Source organism: Stutzerimonas azotifigens DSM 17556, assembly GCF_000425625.1.
Taxonomy (GTDB): Bacteria; Pseudomonadota; Gammaproteobacteria; order Pseudomonadales; family Pseudomonadaceae; genus Stutzerimonas; species Stutzerimonas azotifigens.
This window is the reverse complement of sequence record NZ_KE384412.1, coordinates 92,038-108,305: the sequence shown is the minus strand read 5'-3', so window position 1 is coordinate 108,305 and position 16,268 is coordinate 92,038. Positions and strand designations below refer to the sequence as shown.

Sequence of the window (16,268 nt, the reverse complement as noted above, 5' to 3'; positions counted from 1 at the left end):
CGCAGGCTGCTTTGTCCTTCTCCCCTCGGGAGAAGGTGGCCCGCAGGGCCGGATGAGGGGCGCATTTGCGTGGGAGAGGGGGATGCCTGGTGCTGGTCCGCACCTATCGTACAGGCCCCGGTCGCAGGCAACGCCTGCTCTGGCCTCAGACGAGGCCGTCGAGATAGCGCTCGGCGTCCAGCGCCGCCATGCAGCCGGCGCCGGCCGAGGTGATCGCCTGGCGGTAGACGTGGTCGGCGACGTCGCCGGCAGCGAATACGCCGGGCACGCTGGTGGTGGTGGCATTGCCGTCACGGCCGCCGTTGACCACCACGTAGCCGTCCTTCAGCTCGAGCTGGCGTTCGAACAGCGCGGTGTTCGGCGTGTGGCCGATGGCGACGAACACGCCATCCACGGCGATCTCCTCGGTGCCGCCATCCTGCCGGCGCAGCCGCGCGCCGGTCACGCCTGACGCATCGCCGAGCACTTCGTCCAGTTCGGCATTGAGCTTGAGCACCACCTTGCCTTCGGCGACCCGCTCGCGCAGCTTGTCCTGCAGGATCTTCTCGGCGCGGAAGCTCTCGCGGCGATGCACGAGGGTGACCTGGCTGGCGATATTGGCCAGGTACAGCGCCTCTTCGACCGCGGTATTGCCGCCGCCGATCACCGCCACCGGGCGGTTGCGATAGAAGAAGCCGTCGCAGGTGGCGCAGGCCGATACGCCGCGCCCCATGAAGGCCTCTTCCGAGGGCAGGCCGAGGTATCGGGCGCTGGCGCCGGTGGCGACGATCAGCGCGTCGCAGGTATAGGTGCCGCTGTCGCCGCGCAGGATGAAGGGACGGCCGGCGAAGTCCACCGCATTGATGTGGTCGAACAGGATCTCGGTGTCGAAGCGCTCGGCGTGGGCCTGCATGCGCTGCATCAGGGCCGGGCCGGTGAGGCCGTGCGGATCGCCGGGCCAGTTGTCCACTTCGGTGGTGGTGGTCAGCTGGCCGCCGGCCTGCAGGCCGGTGATGAGCAGCGGCTTGAGGTTGGCGCGCGCGGCGTAGACCGCCGCGCTGTAGCCGGCCGGGCCCGAGCCGAGGATGATCAGGCGTGCATGACGGTCGGACATGGGGCCTCCAGCGGAATAAAAGGGAGTCATCCGGCACTTGGGGAAGGCTTGAGAGGTGGATGACCCCGGAAAACGATGGTTGCAGAGGATAGTGGCGCGACTGCCGCGGCGATAATTTCAATCCTGCATGCCTCCGATAGGCTGTGGCTATGCCTGACGCCGTCGGCGCTTCCGCCCGCCCGGCAAAGCCGGTAAGGTCCGAGCGTTCGTCTCGACTGGAGCTTTCGTATGCCCACCGCCGCCCTGACCGGTCCCGAATGCCTGCGCGAAGGCCTGCGCCTGGTGCTGAGCCCGGGCCTGCGGCTGTTCGTGATCCTGCCGGTGCTGGTCAACCTGATCCTGTTCGGCGGGCTGATCTACCTCGGCGTGCGGCAGTTCGACGGTTGGGTCGACGCCTTCATGCCGTCGCTGCCCGAGTGGCTGGCGTTTCTCGAATACCTGCTGTGGCCGCTGTTCGTATTGCTGGTGCTGGTCATGGTGTTCTTCTCCTTCACCCTGCTCAGCACGCTGATCGCCGCGCCCTTCAATGGCTTCCTCTCGGAGAAGGTCGAGGTGGTGGTGCGCGGCGAGGACGATTTCCCGCCGTTCAGCTGGGCCGAGCTGCTGGCGATGTTGCCGCGCACCTTCGCCCGCGAGGCGCGCAAGCTGGCCTACTACGCGCCACGCGCGTTGGCGCTGCTGGTGCTGTCGTTCATTCCCGGGCTGAACCTGGTCGCCGCGCCGCTGTGGCTGCTGTTCGGCGTCTGGATGATGGCCGTGCAGTACATCGACTACCCGGCCGACAACCACAAGATGAGCTGGCAGGACATGCTCGCCTGGCTGCGCGAGCGCCGCTGGCGCAGCCTGAGCTTCGGCGCGGTGACCTACGCCGCGCTGCTGGTCCCCGGGCTCAACCTGCTGGTGATGCCGGCGGCGGTGGCCGGCGCGACCGTGCTCTGGGTCCGCGAGGGCGGCGGGCAGGCGCTGGCCAGGCGTTGAACCCTCGCCGCGGCAGGGCTCTCTAGATGCTCACCGAACGAAGGAGCATCCCGATGGGCCTCACCGCACTGGCAATCAACTGCACGCTCAAGCGTTCTCCCGCCGAATCTTCCTGCGATCTGCTGCTGTCGCAGGTGCTCGCCGAACTGCACAAGCACGGCGTCGCGGGCGAACGCCTGCGGGTGGCGGACTACGACATCAAGCCGGGCGTCACCTCCGACGAAGGCGAGGGCGACGACTGGCCGATGTTCCGTCAGAAGGTGCTGGCCGCGGACATCCTGGTGCTGGGCACGCCGATTTGGCTCGGCCACCCGTCCAGCCTCTGCCAGCGGGTCCTGGAGCGGCTCGACGCGATGCTCGGCGAGACCGATGGGCAGGGGCGCATGATCGCCGTCGACCGGGTCGCCTGCGTGGCGGTGGTCGGCAACGAGGACGGCGCGCACAACGTCGCCGCCAACCTGTTTCAGGGTCTCAACGACGTGGGTTTCAGCATCCCGGCGGTCGGCTCGACCTATTGGGTGGGCGAGGCGATGCAGGGCACCGATTACAAGGACCTGCCGCAGACGCCGGAGAAGGTGGCGCAGACCACGGCGATGATGGCGCGCCATTGTGCGCACCTGGCCGGGCTGCTCAGGCAGGCGCGCTATCCGGCGGAGTGACCGGCCTGCGTGCGGATGGCGGCGGGTGGGCTTTAGCCCACTCTACCCGGCAGAGTCCCATGGGGCCCATCTCTGGCTGCGCCCCCGTAGGCGCGAGGGGGCGCCGAGTCGTCGCTCGCGAAGGAGCGCAGCGCCGGCATCGAATCCATTCGCGACCAAGGTCGCTCCTACATCCGGTGCCGTTTGCCCATAGGAGGCGTCGCTTCCGCCTCGTGGCCTTCAGCCCAGCGAGGCGGTTTAGCCCCGGCATGACCAGGCGACTGGCAGTGCGTGTTGGCTTCGCTTCGCTCAACCCAACCTGCGCGTCAATGGCGTACCTTCGAAGCGAACCCCGGCCAGGCCGTGGCGCATCAAGGCGCGGATGTTGCGGTGGTCATCGCCGTCGGGCGTGGCCTGCACCGCGCGGTAATGCTCGCCGAACGCCAGCAGCGCCTCTTCGTCGGACAGCCCCTCGAGCCGGGCCAGGCCCAGCGTCTTGCAGGAGCCCGCGTTCTCGCCGGCGGCGTTGTGCACGGCGCCATTGGTGAAGGCGGTGGGCTGGTAGTCGTAGTGGGCCTCGATGAAGGCGAGGGTATCGGCGAACATCGGCTGGCCGTCGCGCAGGCCCTGGCGGAATGTATCGAGCGCGCTCATGCCGGCTTGCCCTTGTCGAACGCCGCCTGCTGCTCGGGCGTGGCTTCCTTCTGGTAGCGGCTTTTCCACTCGGCATAGGGCATGCCGTAGACCGCTTCGCGCGCCTGCTCGACGCTGACGTCCAGCTCCAGGTCGTCGGCGGCGGCCTTGTACCACTTGGACAAGCAGTTGCGGCAGAAGCCGGCGAGGTTCATCAGCTCGATGTTCTGCACGTCCGGCCGGCTGCGCAGGTGCTGGACCAGGCGGCGGAAGGCGGCGGCTTCGAGTTCGGTGCGTTGTTCGTCGTTCATCTCATCGGTCTCGTTGGGCGCAGACGCGCGGATCATAACCTCGCCCATGTGACCGGACCAGCCGCGGAACTTTCCCCCGTGCATCCGCCTCCGGTAGGGAAGGGCGGCCACGCCGCAGCGAGAAGGAGCCACCGATGACGATCGGTCAACGCCACTGGGTGATCGCCGAGGGCTATTTGCCCCCGTTCGGTCCCAACCCGGACGATCCCACCCTGCGCAGCCACGAGTCGGCCTGCATCCTCAACCCCGGCGACCGCGAGGCGCAGATCGAGCTGACGCTGTATTTCAGCGACCGCGAGCCGGCCGGGCCCTACCGGTTGCGGGTGCCGCCGCGGCGCACCCTGCACATGCGCTTCGACGACCTGGCCGACCCGGCGCCGGTGCCGCGCGAGACCGACTATGCCAGCGTGTTCGTCTCGGACGTGCCGGTGGTGGTGCAGCACACCCGGCTCGACGCCCGGCCCCAGGCGCTGGCGCTGATGACCACGCTGGCCTACGGGAGCTGACGCTCAGTCGCGTCCCGCGGCGAGGGTGATCGACACCGACTCGGCGAAGCGCAGGGCGTGCGGCTTGTCGACCTCGACCTCGGCATAGCGCACGGCCGGGTACTGCATCACCAGGTCGAGGATCTCCTGGGTCAGGCGCTCGAGCAGGGCGAAGCGGTTCTCCTCGACGTGGGCGATGATCGCCTTGGTGATGGTGCGGTAGTTGAGCGCGTGCTCGATGTGGTTCTCGCGCGCCGCGTCCACCGCGGGGTAGAGGATGGTCAGGTTGATCAGCACGTCCTGCTTGTTGAGGATCTCTTCTTCCTTGATGCCGATGTAGGTGCGCAGGCTCAGGTCCTTGACGCGGATGCGGGCCATGCCGGGCTCGAGTCGGGGCATGCGGGTACTCCAGTCGATCGGTTCCAGCGGGCATCGCGCCCGCGCGTAGCGGCAGTCTACCGCCCGCGGGCGGAGCAGGCGACGGGTCAGCGCAGGTGACGGCCGCCATTGACGGCCAGGATGCTGCCGGTGAGGTAGGGGATGTCGAGCAGGTAGCGCAGGCTCTGGTAGATCACCGCGGCGCCGGGCTCGAAGCCGAGCAGCGACTTGTCCAGCGCCTTCTGCCGGTAGGCCTCGTCGTCGCCCTCGTTGAACTGGATCAGCGCCGGGGCGATGCCGTTGACCTTGACCCCCGGCGCCAGCCGCGCGGCGAAGGAGAGCGTCAGGTTGTCCAGCCCGGCCTTGCTCGCGGCGTAGGCGATGTGCCGGGTGCTGCCCTTGCGGGTGACGTCGTCGCTGATGTGCACGATGTCGGCCGGGCCGCCGTGCTGCAGCAGCTCGGCGCAATGCAGGTTGATCAGGTAGGGGGCGAGCATGTGCACCTGCACCATCTGCCGGAAGGCTTCGGCGGGGTCGGGCGCGTCCGGCAGCCAGGCCGAGGCGTTGTGCACGATGCCACGCAGGCGCGGCGCAGCGCCTTTGAGCGTGTCGATGAAGGCGAGGATGCCGGCCTCGCTGGAGAAGTCCGCCTGGATCGTCACGGCCCCGCGCTGGCGCAGGCGCTCGACGCCCTCGCGTTCGCGCCGGTAGCTGACGATCACCGGCTGGCCGTCGTCGAGCAGGCGTTCGGCGCAGTACAGGCCGATGCGCTGGCCGGCGCCGGTGATGAGCAGGGGGAGCGAATCGGGCATGAGCGACGCCAGTGTTGTGGAAACGGGCACCGTCGGCGACGGCGGCGCCCGCAGCTTACACCATGTCGTCGCTGGTTTCGGCCACCAGCTCCGGGTGCAGGCGGCGGTGCTGGCGGAACAGGAAGCGCCGCACGCGCTCGGCATCGCGCTCGTCGAAGTCCACCTCGTAGGCGCTCAGGCCGCTGTCGAGATCGCGCACCCGGTGGCCCTCCACCGGCATGGCGTCGCCGTCCGGCAGGGCCAGCATCAGATTGAAGGCTTCCGGCGGCCGGCGGCGCTGAGTGCTGCGCACCAGCACGCCGCTGGGCGAAAGCTCGTGCACGCTGAGCGAGCTCCTGGCGCCGTCGGCATCGAGCAGCGGCAGGGGCTTGTCCAGCGGCAACCGCCAGGCGCGCAACACCGGGCCGCGCTCGTAGATCACCGGGGCGGCGAGCGTCAGGTGCAGGTTGTGGAAGTCGTCCTCGGTCAGTTGCAGCGGGAAGGACAGGCTGTAGGTGTCGAACTGCGCCTGCAGGGCGAGCTCCGCATGATTGGCCATGCGCAGCAGCAGTTCGTTGGCCTGGGGGCCGCCGTCCATCAGGTAGTTCGGTGTGGTCGACGTCGGGCTGCGCCCGTTGCCCGCCATCAGGCTGTTGATGAATTCCAGCTCTTCGCTGGAGAGAATGTTGTCGTCCGCCATACGGGTATCCTTCTCGAGGGCGGTCAATGAAGACAGGCCGCTGTCGACCGATGCGTTCGGCCGACGGCCGCTCCGACATCCCCCGGGGCGGCAGGCGATAGACAACGAACGGCGGAATTGGTTTGCCGCCATGCGTGTGCGGGCGACGGCGCGCGATGCGGCATAATTCGCGCTGAACGAGAGGAGTACCGAAATGAAGATCGCCATTCTATCCGGCACCGTCTACGGCACCGCCGAGGACGTCGCCCGGCATGCGGCCAACTACCTGCGCGCGGCAGGTTTCGAGGCCTGGCACGGCCCGCGCGCCGGGCTGGTGGACATCCTGGCGTTCGCGCCCGATGCGCTGCTGGTGGTGACTTCCACCACCGGAATGGGCGAGCTGCCCGACAGCTTCCTGCCGCTGTATACCCAGATCCGCGACCGCTGCCCGGCCTGGCAGGGCATGCCGGCCGGGGTCATCGCCCTGGGCGACGCCAGCTACGGCGATACCTTCTGCGGCGGCGGCGAACTGGTGCGCGAGCTGTACGCCGAGCTCGGCCTGCGCGAGGTGCAGCCGATGCTGCGGCTGGATGCCAGCGAGACGGTGACGCCGCAGACCGATGCCGAACCCTGGCTCGACGCCTTCGCCGCGGCCGTGCGCGGCTGAGGTTGTCCCGCACGGCCATCAGGCTGGCTGGGAAGGCGACTTTCCGGCCGACGCGCGAGCGCTAGACTCGGCAGGGCACGCCACAAGAACAACACACGAGGTGCCCCATGACCGCTCAGCACAGCTTTCCCGCCGTCAAGGACCTGGTCAGCCCCGAGGAATGGCAGACCCGCGTCGATCTCGCCGCCTGTTACCGACTGGTCGCCCTGCACGGCTGGGACGACCTGGTCTTCACCCACATCTCGGCGAAGATTCCCGGTACCGAGCATTTCCTGATCAACCCCTACGGGATGACCTTCGACGAGATCACCGCCTCGAGCCTGGTGAAGATCGACCTGGTCGGCAACAAGCTGATGGACGGCCCGTACGACATCAACCCGGCCGGCTACACCATCCACAGCGCCGTGCACGAGGTGCGCCACGACGTGGCCTGCGTGCTGCACACCCATACCGCGGCCGGCATCGCCGTGTCGGCCCAGCGCCAGGGGTTGCTGCCGATCAGCCAGCAGTCGCTGTTCGTGCTTTCCAGCCTGTCGCACCACGGCTACGAAGGCGTGGCGCTGAACCATGACGAGAAGGCGCGCCTGCAGGCCGACCTCGGCGAGACCGGCTTCATGCTGCTGCACAACCACGGCCTGATGACCTGCGGCGGCAGCATCGCCGATACCTTCCTGATGATGTTCACCTTCCAGCGTGCCTGCGAGATCCAGATCATGGCGCAGGCCGGCGGCGGCGAGCTGATCCCCATTCCGCAGCCGATCCTCGACGGCGCCCGGGCCATGGCCGCCGCCGTCACCCGCAGCAAGGCCGGCATGGGCGGCGCGCTGGCCTGGCCGGCCTTGCTGCGCAGACTCGACCGGCAGAACCCGGGCTACGCCAACTGATGGCGCTGCCCGGCATCCCGCTGGCCGAATGGCGCGAAGCCGGGCGGACGTTCGCCTTCCACTGGCACCGCGTGCGTTACCGGGAGGCCGGGGAGGGTGAGCCGCTGCTGCTGATCCACGGCTTTCCGACCGCCGCCTGGGACTGGCAGTACCTCTGGCGGCCGCTGGCCGAGCGCTACCGGGTGGTGGCCTGCGACATGCTCGGCTTCGGCGACTCGGACAAGCCGCCCCGGCACGACTACCGGCTGGTCGAGCAGGCCGAGCTGCACCAGTGCCTGCTGGAGCACCTGGGCATCACCGGTCCGGTGCACCTGCTGGCGCACGACTACGGTGACAGCGTGGCGCAGGAACTGCTGGCGCGGCACCGGGAAGGCCGCAGCGCCGTGGCCAGCTGCGTGTTCCTCAACGGCGGGCTGTTTCCCGAGACGCACCGCCCGGTGCTGCTGCAGAAGCTGCTGCTCGGCCCGCTCGGTCCGCTGCTGGCCCGCGGCTTCGGTCGCCGGGGGCTGGACGACGGCCTGAGGAAGGTTTTCGCGCCGCAGCGGCCGCCTTCGGAGGAGGAACTGGAAGGATTCTGGTCGCTGCTGCAGGCCAATGATGGCCCGCAGGTCATGCACCGGCTGATCCGCTACATCCCCGAGCGCCGCCGGCAGCGCGAGCGCTGGCTGGCGGCGATGCGGCAGGCCGGCGTGCCGCTGCGGGTGATCGACGGCGCGCTCGACCCGGTGTCCGGCGCGCACATGGTCGAGCGTTACCGGCAACTGATCGACGAGCCGGACTGCGTGCTGCTCGAGGACGTCGGGCACTACCCGCAGGTGGAGGCCCCCGAGCAGGTGCTCGCGCACTACCTGGCGTTTCGTCAGCGTCTGGCGGGCTAGTCAGGCGTGGGGCCGCGCCCGGGCGAAGGCCTGCAGCTGCGGGTAGAACTGGTGGAAGTCCTCGGTCAGCGGACGGTACAGCTGCTGCAGCTCGGCGAGGCTGCCGGCCAGCCCTTCGGGGCGCGACAGCCGGCGGCTCATGCCGGCCAGCACCGCCTCCAGCACGGCGAAGTCGCGGTAGCTGCCGAGCCAGTCCTGCGCGGCCATCCGCGGCGCGATCAGCGCCAGCCGGCCGGGCAGCTCGGGCGTGTCGGCCAGGGCCCGGTAGACGCGCGCGGTGAAGCCGTCCAGGGGCTCGTCGGCATAGGCGCTCCAGTGCGCGGCCAGGCAGTGGTCGAAGAACAGGTCGACGAGGATGCCGGCGAAACGCCGCCGCCCGGCTGGAAAGCGCGCCTTGGCGCGCAGCACCAGCGGATGGGCGTCGGTGAAGGCGTCGATCCGCCGGTGCAGGCGGATGCCGGCCTCGATGCCTGGGCCCCAGCGGCCGTGCAACGGCCCTTTGACGAAGTCGCCATAGAGGCTGCCGAGCAACTCGTCCGGCCGCGAACCGCCGAGATGGAGATGGGCGAGGTAATTCATGCCGCCAGCATACTCCAAGGGGCGCAGCCGGTGGGCCCGGCGCGCTCCCCGTGGGGTGGGCTTTAGCCCACCAACTGCTGAAAGCCGTGGCCTCTCTGGTGGGCTAAAGCCCACCCTTGTATCTCGACTTGAGGCTCTTCGGAGGCGAGAGTCCCCGACTGATCATCGGGGGAGGAAGTGTAGGTCGTGCCCACCCTAAAGCTTCGAGCTTGTAACGTAGATTGCGCTGCACTCCTCCGCACTCATCCAGTAAGTCCGAACGGTATCCAGAGCCACGAGCTCGCATCGACAAGGTAGGACGGATGCAGTGACGATCAGCCACTTACAGGAGGACATGATGACTAGGGTTGTCGGCATCGACATAGCCAAGCACACCTTCGACATTGCCACCCTGCAGGCCAATGGCAAGTTCCGCACCAAGGCCAAGTTGGCCAACACCCAAAGCGGATTCGAGCTCTTGCAGCAGTGGTTGAACAAGCATGCCGAGCCCAAGGCTTGGGTCGTGATGGAGGCAACGGGTATTTACCACGAAGCCCTCGCTCAGTGGCTGCACAAGCGTGGCTACAAAGTCTGCGTGTTGAACCCGGCCCAGACTGCGCGTTATGCCGGTAGCCAGTTGCAGCGCGTGAAGACCGACAAGGTCGATGCCAAGCTGATTGCCGATTATGGCCTCAGGCATCTGGACAAGCTGCGCTCCTGGGAGCCGGAGAAGCCTGAAATTCGCCGTCTCAGAGCCCTCGTGAAACGCCTCAGGGATCTTCAGGAGTTGGAGCAGATAGAACAGAACCGCCTGGATGTCACCCATGATGCCAAAGCTGTCGCGTTGATCGAATCGATGCTCAAGCACATACGTCAACAGATCCAGGACACGCTGGATGCGATCAAAAAACACTTCGATGACAACGATGACCTCAAAGGGCAGCGAGATTTGCTTACCAGCATCGATGGTATTGCCGACAAAACGGCAGCACTGTTGCTAGCCGAGCTGGGCGATATCCGACGCTTCAAAAGCACTCGAAGCGTTACGGCATTTGCAGGCTTGAATCCCAAGCTGCAGGAGTCAGGGAAGCTCAAGGGCCATGTCTGCATATCGCGAATGGGGTCAGCTTCGTTGCGGGCAGGGCTCTACCTGCCAGCGGTCGTATCCATGACGCACAATGCGGCTATCCGGGCGATGGCCGACCGTATGCGCGCCAAGGGCAAGGCCGGCAAACAGATCGTTTGCGCGGCCATGCGCAAGTTGCTGTGCATCGCTTACGGTGTACTCAAATCCGGCCTGCCATTTGACTCCAAATTGGCCATTGCGAACTGAGATTCAAGACGGTATCTACGCGGAGCGCCGCCCGGCCCACCCTACGCCCACCCCACGCTCACCCTGCGTCGTGAGACCTGGCCGCGGTGCGTCTTCGTGGCGGAGCAGCGAAGCTCAACGGAAAGGTATCGTGCCAGCGTAGGGTGGATGACGGCGAAGCCTCATCCACGCATCGGGTGGGCCGATGCCGGAGGCGCCGTGTGCCGACCCGAATGGCGTCGCCGCGAGGGCGCACCTCCCACAGATGGCCTCCGCCTCTGCCTCAGGCCGCTTCCCGCTCCGCCTCGACCGTCGTTTCGAGGATCACCGCCTCGATCGCCGCCTGCGCCCGGCGTGCCAGGCCGCCGCGATCCAGGCCGCAGCTGTCGATCGGCGGCAGCAGGTGAATCTCCACTTCGGCCACCGGTCTGGCCAGCAGGCGCAGCAGGTGATCGGTCAGCTCGTCTTCGCCGACGAAGGGCGCGATCGGATCCAGGACGCCGTCGCGCCGGTAGCGGATGGCGACCGGCTGCACCGCGGCGCCGGTTTCTATCGCGGCGGCCATCAAGCGTGGGTGGAAGGGCTTGAGCCGGTCGCCGGCGGTGGTGGTGCCCTCGGGAAACACCAGCACGCCGTGACCGAGCCGCAGCTGCTCGGCCAGGACCTGGCAGAGCCGCACGCCGTCGCCTGCGCCACGGCGGATGAACAGGGTGCCGGCCTGCGCGGCCAGCCAGCCGATCAGCGGCCAGCCGCGTACCTCGGCCTTGGACAGGAAGGTCACCGGTGCCAGCTGCCCGAGCAGCGGGATGTCCGACCAGGACACATGGTTGGCCAGCCAGAGCATGGGCCCGGACGGCGCCTCGCCGTACACCGTCACCCGGAAGGGCAGGGCGCGGGCCAGGCGAGCCAGCCACCAGCGGGTCAGTTGGCGGCGGCTGTCATTGCCGGCGTCGAGCCGGCGATAGCGGATCGAGAGTGCCACGGCGAGCACGCCGCCAAGGGCCAGCAGCCCGGCGATGCGCAGCAACCGCCAGGTCAGGCGGAGCCGGCGCATCAGACCGCCGCCTTGAAGTGGCGGGCGTAGCGTGGGCACAGATCGGTGCGGCGCAGCAGGACGAACACGTCGGCGACCTGGAAGTCCGGGTCCCAGCTCGGTTCGCCACAGATCTTCGCGCCCAGGCGCATGTAGGCCTTGAGCAGCGGTGGAACTTCCGCGGTGACGTTGCCGGGCAACTGCAGGTCCGGCAGCGGGTTGCGCGGCACGGCGCGGACCGGGTCGGTGCACAGGTAGCGCTCGCGCAGGCGCTGCATCACCGCCTGGGCCTGCACGCCGCCGTCGCGCATCGGAATGCTGGCGCAGCCCATCAGGTAGCCGTAGCTGCCCTCGTTCAGCACCTCTGCCAGCTCGCTCCACAGCACGGCGATGGTCGCCCCGTTGCGGTAGGCCGGGTCGACGCAGGTCCGGCCGATTTCCAGCACCGGTCCGGGCAGTTGCGCCAGGCCCTGCAGGCTGAATTCCGCCTCGCTGTAGAAGCCGCCCAGCTTAAGCGCCGCCTGGTGGTCCAGCAGGCGCGTGGTGGCGACCAGGGCGCCGCTGGCCAGGTCGCGCACGCCGATGTGGCGGCAGTAGGGATCGTAGGCGTCGCGGTCGAGCTGCTGCTCCTCGCCTTCCAGGCGCGCCTGGTATTCGGCGCTGAAGACCCGGTAGCGCAGCGCCTGGGCCTCGCGCAGGGCGGCCTCGCCCAGCAGGCGCTCGGCCTGCAGCTGACGTGGCGTCGGGGTGGTGTTCGGGGCCGTGATGCTCATGCTCTCTCTCCTGTGACGCCTCGGGGCGTGGCTGGCAGTGCACCGGCGCCGACGGATTGTTATGGTGAGTCGCCGTCCGCAGGTGCAGGCTCAGGCTAGGCAGCCGCAGTGGCATGCCCATGACAGGACGGTGATGCTCTGATGACAGCCATCGAGGAGATTGCCCCATGCCCTGGCACACCCTGCTCGGCCCCGTCCAACGGCGACCGGCCGCCGCCCTCGACGACTGGTTCGACGCCCTGCTCGACGAATGTCCGGCAGCCTCGCCGCTGGAACTGGCGATAGGCGGCGGCCGCCGCGCGAGCACGCCGGGGCTGGCGTTTCTCGCCGGCTACCAGGCCGCCCTGCGTGCGCTCTGGCCGGCGGCGCCGGCCGGCCTCGGCGCCTTCTGCGCCACCGAGGGGCGGCAGTTGCGCCCGGCGCAGCTGCGGACACGGCTCGACGGCCGCCACCTCGACGGCGAGAAGGATTTCGTCACTGCCGGCCCCGCGGCGCAGTGGCTGCTGGTGCCGGCTCGCGACGAGGCGCCCGGTGCGGCCGCGCATCTCGCCGTCGCCGTGGTGCGCGTCGGCGATCCGGGCGTTCGGTTGCTGCCGGGCCCGCCACTGTCGCTGATCCCGGACATCCCGCACGCGCGGCTGCGCCTCGAGCACGCGCCCTGCGAGCGCCTGGCCGGCGACGGCTGGGACGACTACGTCAAACCCTTCCGCACCCACGAGGACCTGTACGTCCTCGCGGCGCTGGTGGCCTGGCTCTACGGCCTGGCGCTGGAGCAGCACTGGCCCGGCGAGTTGCCCCTGCGCCTGGTCGGCCTGCTGTCCGGGGTGGCGGAGGCGGCGCGGCAACCGGCGGGCGCGGCCGCCACGCACCTGCTGCTCGCCGGCCTGGAAGCGCAGCGGCGGGCGCTGGAGCCGGAGGTGGCGACGGCGCTGGCGGCCGGTTCGCCGGAACTGGGGCAACTGTGGCTGCGCGACCGCGGCCTGCTGCTGATGGCCGGCGAGGCCCGCACCCGGCGGCTGGACAAGGCGCTCGCCGAGCTGGGGATTGACCTGCATCAGTAGGCGCCGCGGTGGGCACGGCTACCATTCGGCGCTTCAGCCAGCCGAGGTAGCCATGCGACGAGAGCCCATCGTTCTGTTCGATAACGGGGACCACAAATGCCTGATGTTCGACGATCTGGTCACTGGCGACGGGGTTCAGTCCAACCAGTTCCTGATCGTCGACAACGGCCAGTACCTGCTGCTCGACCCGGGCGGCGACCTGACCTACACGCCGCTGTCGCTGGAGCTGTCCAAGCACATCCCGGTGCAGGAGCTGACCTACATCTTCGCCTCCCACCAGGATCCGGACATCATCGCCTCGTTGGACAAATGGCTGCTGCACACCCGTGCCAAGGTGATCTGCTCCAAGCTCTGGGCGCGCTTCCTGCCGCACCTGACCGCCGGCTACCTGGCGCTGAGCCACGGCATTTCCACCTATGACCGGGTGATCCCGCTCGCCGACGGCGGCGCTGCCTTCCCGCTCGGGCGCAACCGGCTGTACGCGGTGCCGGCGCACTTCCTGCACTCGGTGGGCAACTTCCAGCTCTACGATCCGGTCAGCCGCATCCTGTTCTCCGGCGACATGGGCGCCAGCCTGGTCGAGGACGCCTCGCCGGTGACCGACTTCGCCAGCCACCTGCCGCACATGGAGGGTTTCCACCGCCGCTACATGGCCGGCAACAAGGCCTGCCGGCTGTGGGCGCAGATGGTCCGCAAGATGGACGTCGAGCGCATCGTGCCGCAGCACGGCCGTCCCTTCATCGGCCCCGAGATGGTGACGACCTTCCTCGACTGGATCGAGACGCTGGAATGCGGGCTCGATCTGCTCGGCCCCGAGGACTACCAGCTGCCGCGCACCACGCGCTAGCGGCCGGCGAGTGTTATCGGCCGTTGGCGACGGGAACTCTGCCGGGCGCCGCCGGGCCTATACGCAGCGATTCGTCGCTCGCCGCCGCGCGTTGCGTCGGACGTACCGGGTTCGGCCCTGCTGTATGCTGGGCAGCGGCCATCAACTGGGGGTAACAGGGATTTCATGGATGGACGGGAGTACCGAACGCCAGCCGTTCCAGCCTGCCCGATGAGTGGATACGGGCAGGCGCCCGTGTGCTTGCCGAGCCCCGGGGCATTCTCCGGAGCGCCGTCGTGAAGCTCGCCGGGCCGGTGTATCCCTGGCGCAGCGGCAACCGGTTCCGCCTGCTGGTGGACGGCCCACAGTATTTCCCGGTGATGACCGACGCCGTGCGCGCCGCGCGGCAGCGGGTCGACATCGAACTCTACCTGGTCGAGGACGGCTACTGCGCCGACCACATGGTCGAGGTGCTGTCGGACGCGGCGCGCCGCGGCGTCCAGGTGCGCTGCCTGCTGGACGGCTTCGGCTGCCTGAACCTGAGCGACGGGAAACGCGACCTGCTCAAGGAGGCCGGCGTCGAACTGCGCATCTACAACCCGCTGTCCTGGCGGCTGCGCTTTCGCAACCTGCACCGTGACCATCGCAAGATCCTGCTGGTGGACGGGCGCGTCTGCTTCGTCGGCGGCACCGGCGTCACCGACCAGTTCTGGAACCCGCAGGAGAAGGACGGGGCCTTCTGGCACGAGGCCATGGTGGAGATCCAGGGGCCGGTGCTGCAGGACTGGCAGGAGCTGTTCGAGGCGCAGTGGATGAACTGCCTGCAGCGGCGCATCTGGCAGCTGCCGCTGCCGCAGCGGGCGCCGAACATCCCGCCGACGCCCTGGGGCGAGCGCGGCATGGGGCGCGTCGCCTATGCCGCCGCCCGGCAACACGGCGACGTGCTGCGCAGCCTGGTTCTCAGCGTGGCCCAGGCGCGCCGGCGCGTCTGGCTGACCACGCCCTACTTCCTGCCGAGCCGCAAGCTGCGGCGGATGCTCATCCGCGCGGCCCGCCGTGGCGTCGACGTGCGCCTGGTGCTCACCGGGCGCAACACCGACCATCCGCCGGTGCGCTATGCCGGCCAGCGCTTCTACCCGCGGCTGCTGCGTTCGCCGATCCGCATCTACGAGTACCAGCCGCATTTCTCGCACCTGAAGATGGTGCTGGTCGACGACTGGGTGAGCATCGGCTCCTGCAACTTCGACCACTGGAACCTGCGCTGGAACCTGGAGGCGAACCTGGAAGCGCTCGACCCGGAATTCTGCAGCCAGGTGGTGGACTGCTTCGAGCGCGACATGGCGCTGAGCGAGCGGGTCGACCTGCGGAGCTGGAAGTCGCGCCCGCTGGCCGAGCGGGTCAAGCAGTTCTTCTGGGGCCGGCTCGATCGGCTGGTGATGGGCTTCTTCAACCGCAATGGCTAGGTCTGTTGCCATTTCGTTCGCGGCCGCGCCGAAACGGCAACGGACCCTAATGGAAAAGCGCCGGGCCGCGACTATGGTTATCGGTCCGGACGCGCACATTCATGGACCCTGTGGAGGACGAACCGATGGCCGCCAAGAAGATCCTGATGCTGGTCGGCGACTACGCCGAGGACTACGAAACCATGGTGCCTTTCCAGGCACTGCTGATGGTCGGGCATACCGTGCACGCGGTCTGCCCGGACAAGAAGGCGGGCGATCACGTCCGCACGGCGATCCACGACTTCGAGGGCGACCAGACCTACAGCGAGAAGCCGGGCCACCGGTTCGCGCTCAACTTCGATTTCGATAAGGTGCGTGCCGAGGACTACGACGCCCTGGTGATCCCCGGCGGCCGCGCGCCGGAGTACCTGCGCCTGAACACCCGTGTGCTGGGCCTGGTCAGCGCCTTCGCCGAGGCCGACAAGCCGATCGCGGCGGTCTGCCACGGTGCCCAGCTGCTCGCGGCCGCCGGCGTGCTCAAGGGGCGGGCGTGCAGCGCCTACCCGGCCTGCGCGCCGGAGGTGGAGCTGGCCGGAGGGGAGTTCGTCCAGCTCGAGGTGGACCAGGCGCACACCGACGGCAACCTGGTCACGGCGCCGGCGTGGCCGGCGCATCCGGCCTGGCTGGCGCAGTTTCTCGTGCGGTTGGGGACGCGTATCGAGCCGTGAGCGGCGGCCCCGTCCATCGTTCCTCGCTCGGCGTCCATGCCTCGCGGCCCCTGCGCAACGCCTGCGCTCGGCCTCCTGACGGGGGACTGATCCTGGTTGCCTGTGGGGTTCGTGCACGAT

20 protein-coding genes are annotated in these 16,268 nt (G+C 68.6%); 11 read left to right on the top strand and 9 right to left on the bottom strand.

The window, feature by feature from the left end:
- Nucleotides 1-145: 145 nt before the first annotated feature.
- Nucleotides 146-1,123 carry a thioredoxin-disulfide reductase gene (gene trxB, locus H610_RS0116120; RefSeq protein WP_408055000.1) on the bottom strand — a complete coding sequence of 326 codons (978 nt, stop codon included), beginning with the start codon at nt 1,121-1,123 and terminating at the stop codon, nt 146-148.
- Between the two features lie 198 nt (nt 1,124-1,321).
- On the opposite strand from trxB, the gene cysZ reads away from it, so the two are divergent.
- Together cysZ and H610_RS0116110 are read left to right on the top strand one after the other, a co-directional pair.
- Nucleotides 1,322-2,071 (top strand): sulfate transporter CysZ, encoded by a 750-nt coding sequence (cysZ, locus tag H610_RS0116115; RefSeq protein ID WP_028240638.1) that lies wholly within the window; start codon nt 1,322-1,324, stop codon nt 2,069-2,071.
- 53 nt (nt 2,072-2,124) lie between these two features.
- Nucleotides 2,125-2,730, top strand: coding sequence for a flavodoxin family protein (locus tag H610_RS0116110; protein ID WP_028240637.1), 606 nt, complete (start codon nt 2,125-2,127; stop codon nt 2,728-2,730).
- Between the two features lie 288 nt (nt 2,731-3,018).
- On the opposite strand, the gene H610_RS0116105 is transcribed toward H610_RS0116110, so the two are convergent.
- Both H610_RS0116105 and H610_RS0116100 read right to left on the bottom strand, forming a co-directional pair.
- Nucleotides 3,019-3,363, bottom strand: a complete 345-nt coding sequence (locus H610_RS0116105; RefSeq protein ID WP_028240636.1) for a HopJ type III effector protein — start codon at nt 3,361-3,363, stop codon at nt 3,019-3,021.
- Nucleotides 3,360-3,653 (bottom strand): DUF1244 domain-containing protein, encoded by a 294-nt coding sequence (locus tag H610_RS0116100; protein WP_028240635.1) that lies wholly within the window; start codon nt 3,651-3,653, stop codon nt 3,360-3,362. The genes H610_RS0116105 and H610_RS0116100 overlap by 4 nt, the downstream gene beginning before the upstream one ends.
- Nucleotides 3,654-3,787: 134 nt before the next feature.
- Between H610_RS0116100 and H610_RS0116095 the strand changes: the two genes are divergently transcribed.
- Nucleotides 3,788-4,159, top strand: a complete 372-nt coding sequence (locus tag H610_RS0116095) for a sensory rhodopsin transducer (RefSeq protein WP_028240634.1) — start codon at nt 3,788-3,790, stop codon at nt 4,157-4,159.
- 3 nt (nt 4,160-4,162) lie between these two features.
- On the opposite strand, the gene folX is transcribed toward H610_RS0116095, so the two are convergent.
- The 3 genes from folX to H610_RS0116080 form a co-directional block, all read right to left on the bottom strand.
- Nucleotides 4,163-4,537: a dihydroneopterin triphosphate 2'-epimerase gene (folX, locus tag H610_RS0116090; protein ID WP_028240633.1), complete on the bottom strand. Its 375-nt coding sequence runs from the start codon at nt 4,535-4,537 to the stop codon at nt 4,163-4,165.
- A gap of 86 nt (nt 4,538-4,623) precedes the next feature.
- On the bottom strand, nt 4,624-5,328 hold the full coding sequence (folM, locus tag H610_RS0116085; RefSeq protein WP_028240632.1) for a dihydromonapterin reductase: 705 nt from the start codon (nt 5,326-5,328) through the stop codon (nt 4,624-4,626).
- 55 nt (nt 5,329-5,383) lie between these two features.
- Nucleotides 5,384-6,007 carry a hypothetical protein gene (locus tag H610_RS0116080; protein ID WP_028240631.1) on the bottom strand — a complete coding sequence of 208 codons (624 nt, stop codon included), beginning with the start codon at nt 6,005-6,007 and terminating at the stop codon, nt 5,384-5,386.
- A gap of 193 nt (nt 6,008-6,200) precedes the next feature.
- Between H610_RS0116080 and H610_RS0116075 the strand changes: the two genes are divergently transcribed.
- The 3 genes from H610_RS0116075 to H610_RS0116065 all read left to right on the top strand — a co-directional run bounded on the left by H610_RS0116075 (nt 6,201) and on the right by H610_RS0116065 (nt 8,415).
- Nucleotides 6,201-6,653 (top strand): flavodoxin, encoded by a 453-nt coding sequence (locus H610_RS0116075; protein WP_028240630.1) that lies wholly within the window; start codon nt 6,201-6,203, stop codon nt 6,651-6,653.
- 107 nt (nt 6,654-6,760) lie between these two features.
- Nucleotides 6,761-7,537, top strand: coding sequence for a class II aldolase/adducin family protein (locus tag H610_RS0116070; protein ID WP_028240629.1), 777 nt, complete (start codon nt 6,761-6,763; stop codon nt 7,535-7,537).
- Nucleotides 7,537-8,415 (top strand): alpha/beta fold hydrolase, encoded by an 879-nt coding sequence (locus tag H610_RS0116065; RefSeq protein ID WP_028240628.1) that lies wholly within the window; start codon nt 7,537-7,539, stop codon nt 8,413-8,415. The genes H610_RS0116070 and H610_RS0116065 overlap by 1 nt, the downstream gene beginning before the upstream one ends.
- Here H610_RS0116065 and H610_RS0116060 read toward each other — a convergent pair whose 3' ends face one another.
- A complete protein-coding gene (locus H610_RS0116060) occupies nt 8,416-8,994 on the bottom strand; it encodes an acyl carrier protein phosphodiesterase (RefSeq protein WP_028240627.1) in 579 nt (192 codons plus the stop codon).
- A 307-nt stretch (nt 8,995-9,301) separates the two neighbouring features.
- Here H610_RS0116060 and H610_RS0116055 point away from each other — a divergent pair, with 307 nt between their 5' ends.
- Complete coding sequence (locus H610_RS0116055) at nt 9,302-10,306, top strand: IS110 family RNA-guided transposase (RefSeq protein WP_236614313.1); 1,005 nt, start codon at nt 9,302-9,304, stop codon at nt 10,304-10,306.
- A gap of 262 nt (nt 10,307-10,568) precedes the next feature.
- Here the strand turns inward: H610_RS0116055 and H610_RS0116050 are convergent, their stop codons facing one another.
- Together H610_RS0116050 and olsB are read right to left on the bottom strand one after the other, a co-directional pair.
- Nucleotides 10,569-11,339, bottom strand: a complete 771-nt coding sequence (locus H610_RS0116050) for a lysophospholipid acyltransferase family protein (protein WP_028240625.1) — start codon at nt 11,337-11,339, stop codon at nt 10,569-10,571.
- Nucleotides 11,339-12,091, bottom strand: coding sequence for an L-ornithine N(alpha)-acyltransferase (olsB, locus tag H610_RS0116045; RefSeq protein ID WP_028240624.1), 753 nt, complete (start codon nt 12,089-12,091; stop codon nt 11,339-11,341). Before olsB ends, H610_RS0116050 begins: the two co-directional genes overlap by 1 nt.
- Nucleotides 12,092-12,258: 167 nt before the next feature.
- Between olsB and H610_RS0116040 the strand changes: the two genes are divergently transcribed.
- The 4 genes from H610_RS0116040 to H610_RS0116025 all read left to right on the top strand — a co-directional run bounded on the left by H610_RS0116040 (nt 12,259) and on the right by H610_RS0116025 (nt 16,148).
- Nucleotides 12,259-13,152 carry an acyl-CoA dehydrogenase middle domain-containing protein gene (locus H610_RS0116040; protein ID WP_028240623.1) on the top strand — a complete coding sequence of 298 codons (894 nt, stop codon included), beginning with the start codon at nt 12,259-12,261 and terminating at the stop codon, nt 13,150-13,152.
- Nucleotides 13,153-13,204: 52 nt separating this feature from the next.
- Complete coding sequence (locus H610_RS0116035) at nt 13,205-13,999, top strand: oxygen-binding di-iron domain-containing protein (protein ID WP_028240622.1); 795 nt, start codon at nt 13,205-13,207, stop codon at nt 13,997-13,999.
- Nucleotides 14,000-14,274: 275 nt separating this feature from the next.
- Nucleotides 14,275-15,441 (top strand): phospholipase D-like domain-containing protein, encoded by a 1,167-nt coding sequence (locus H610_RS0116030; protein ID WP_028240621.1) that lies wholly within the window; start codon nt 14,275-14,277, stop codon nt 15,439-15,441.
- 125 nt (nt 15,442-15,566) lie between these two features.
- Nucleotides 15,567-16,148, top strand: a complete 582-nt coding sequence (locus H610_RS0116025; RefSeq protein WP_028240620.1) for a DJ-1/PfpI family protein — start codon at nt 15,567-15,569, stop codon at nt 16,146-16,148.
- Nucleotides 16,149-16,268: the final 120 nt, after the last annotated feature.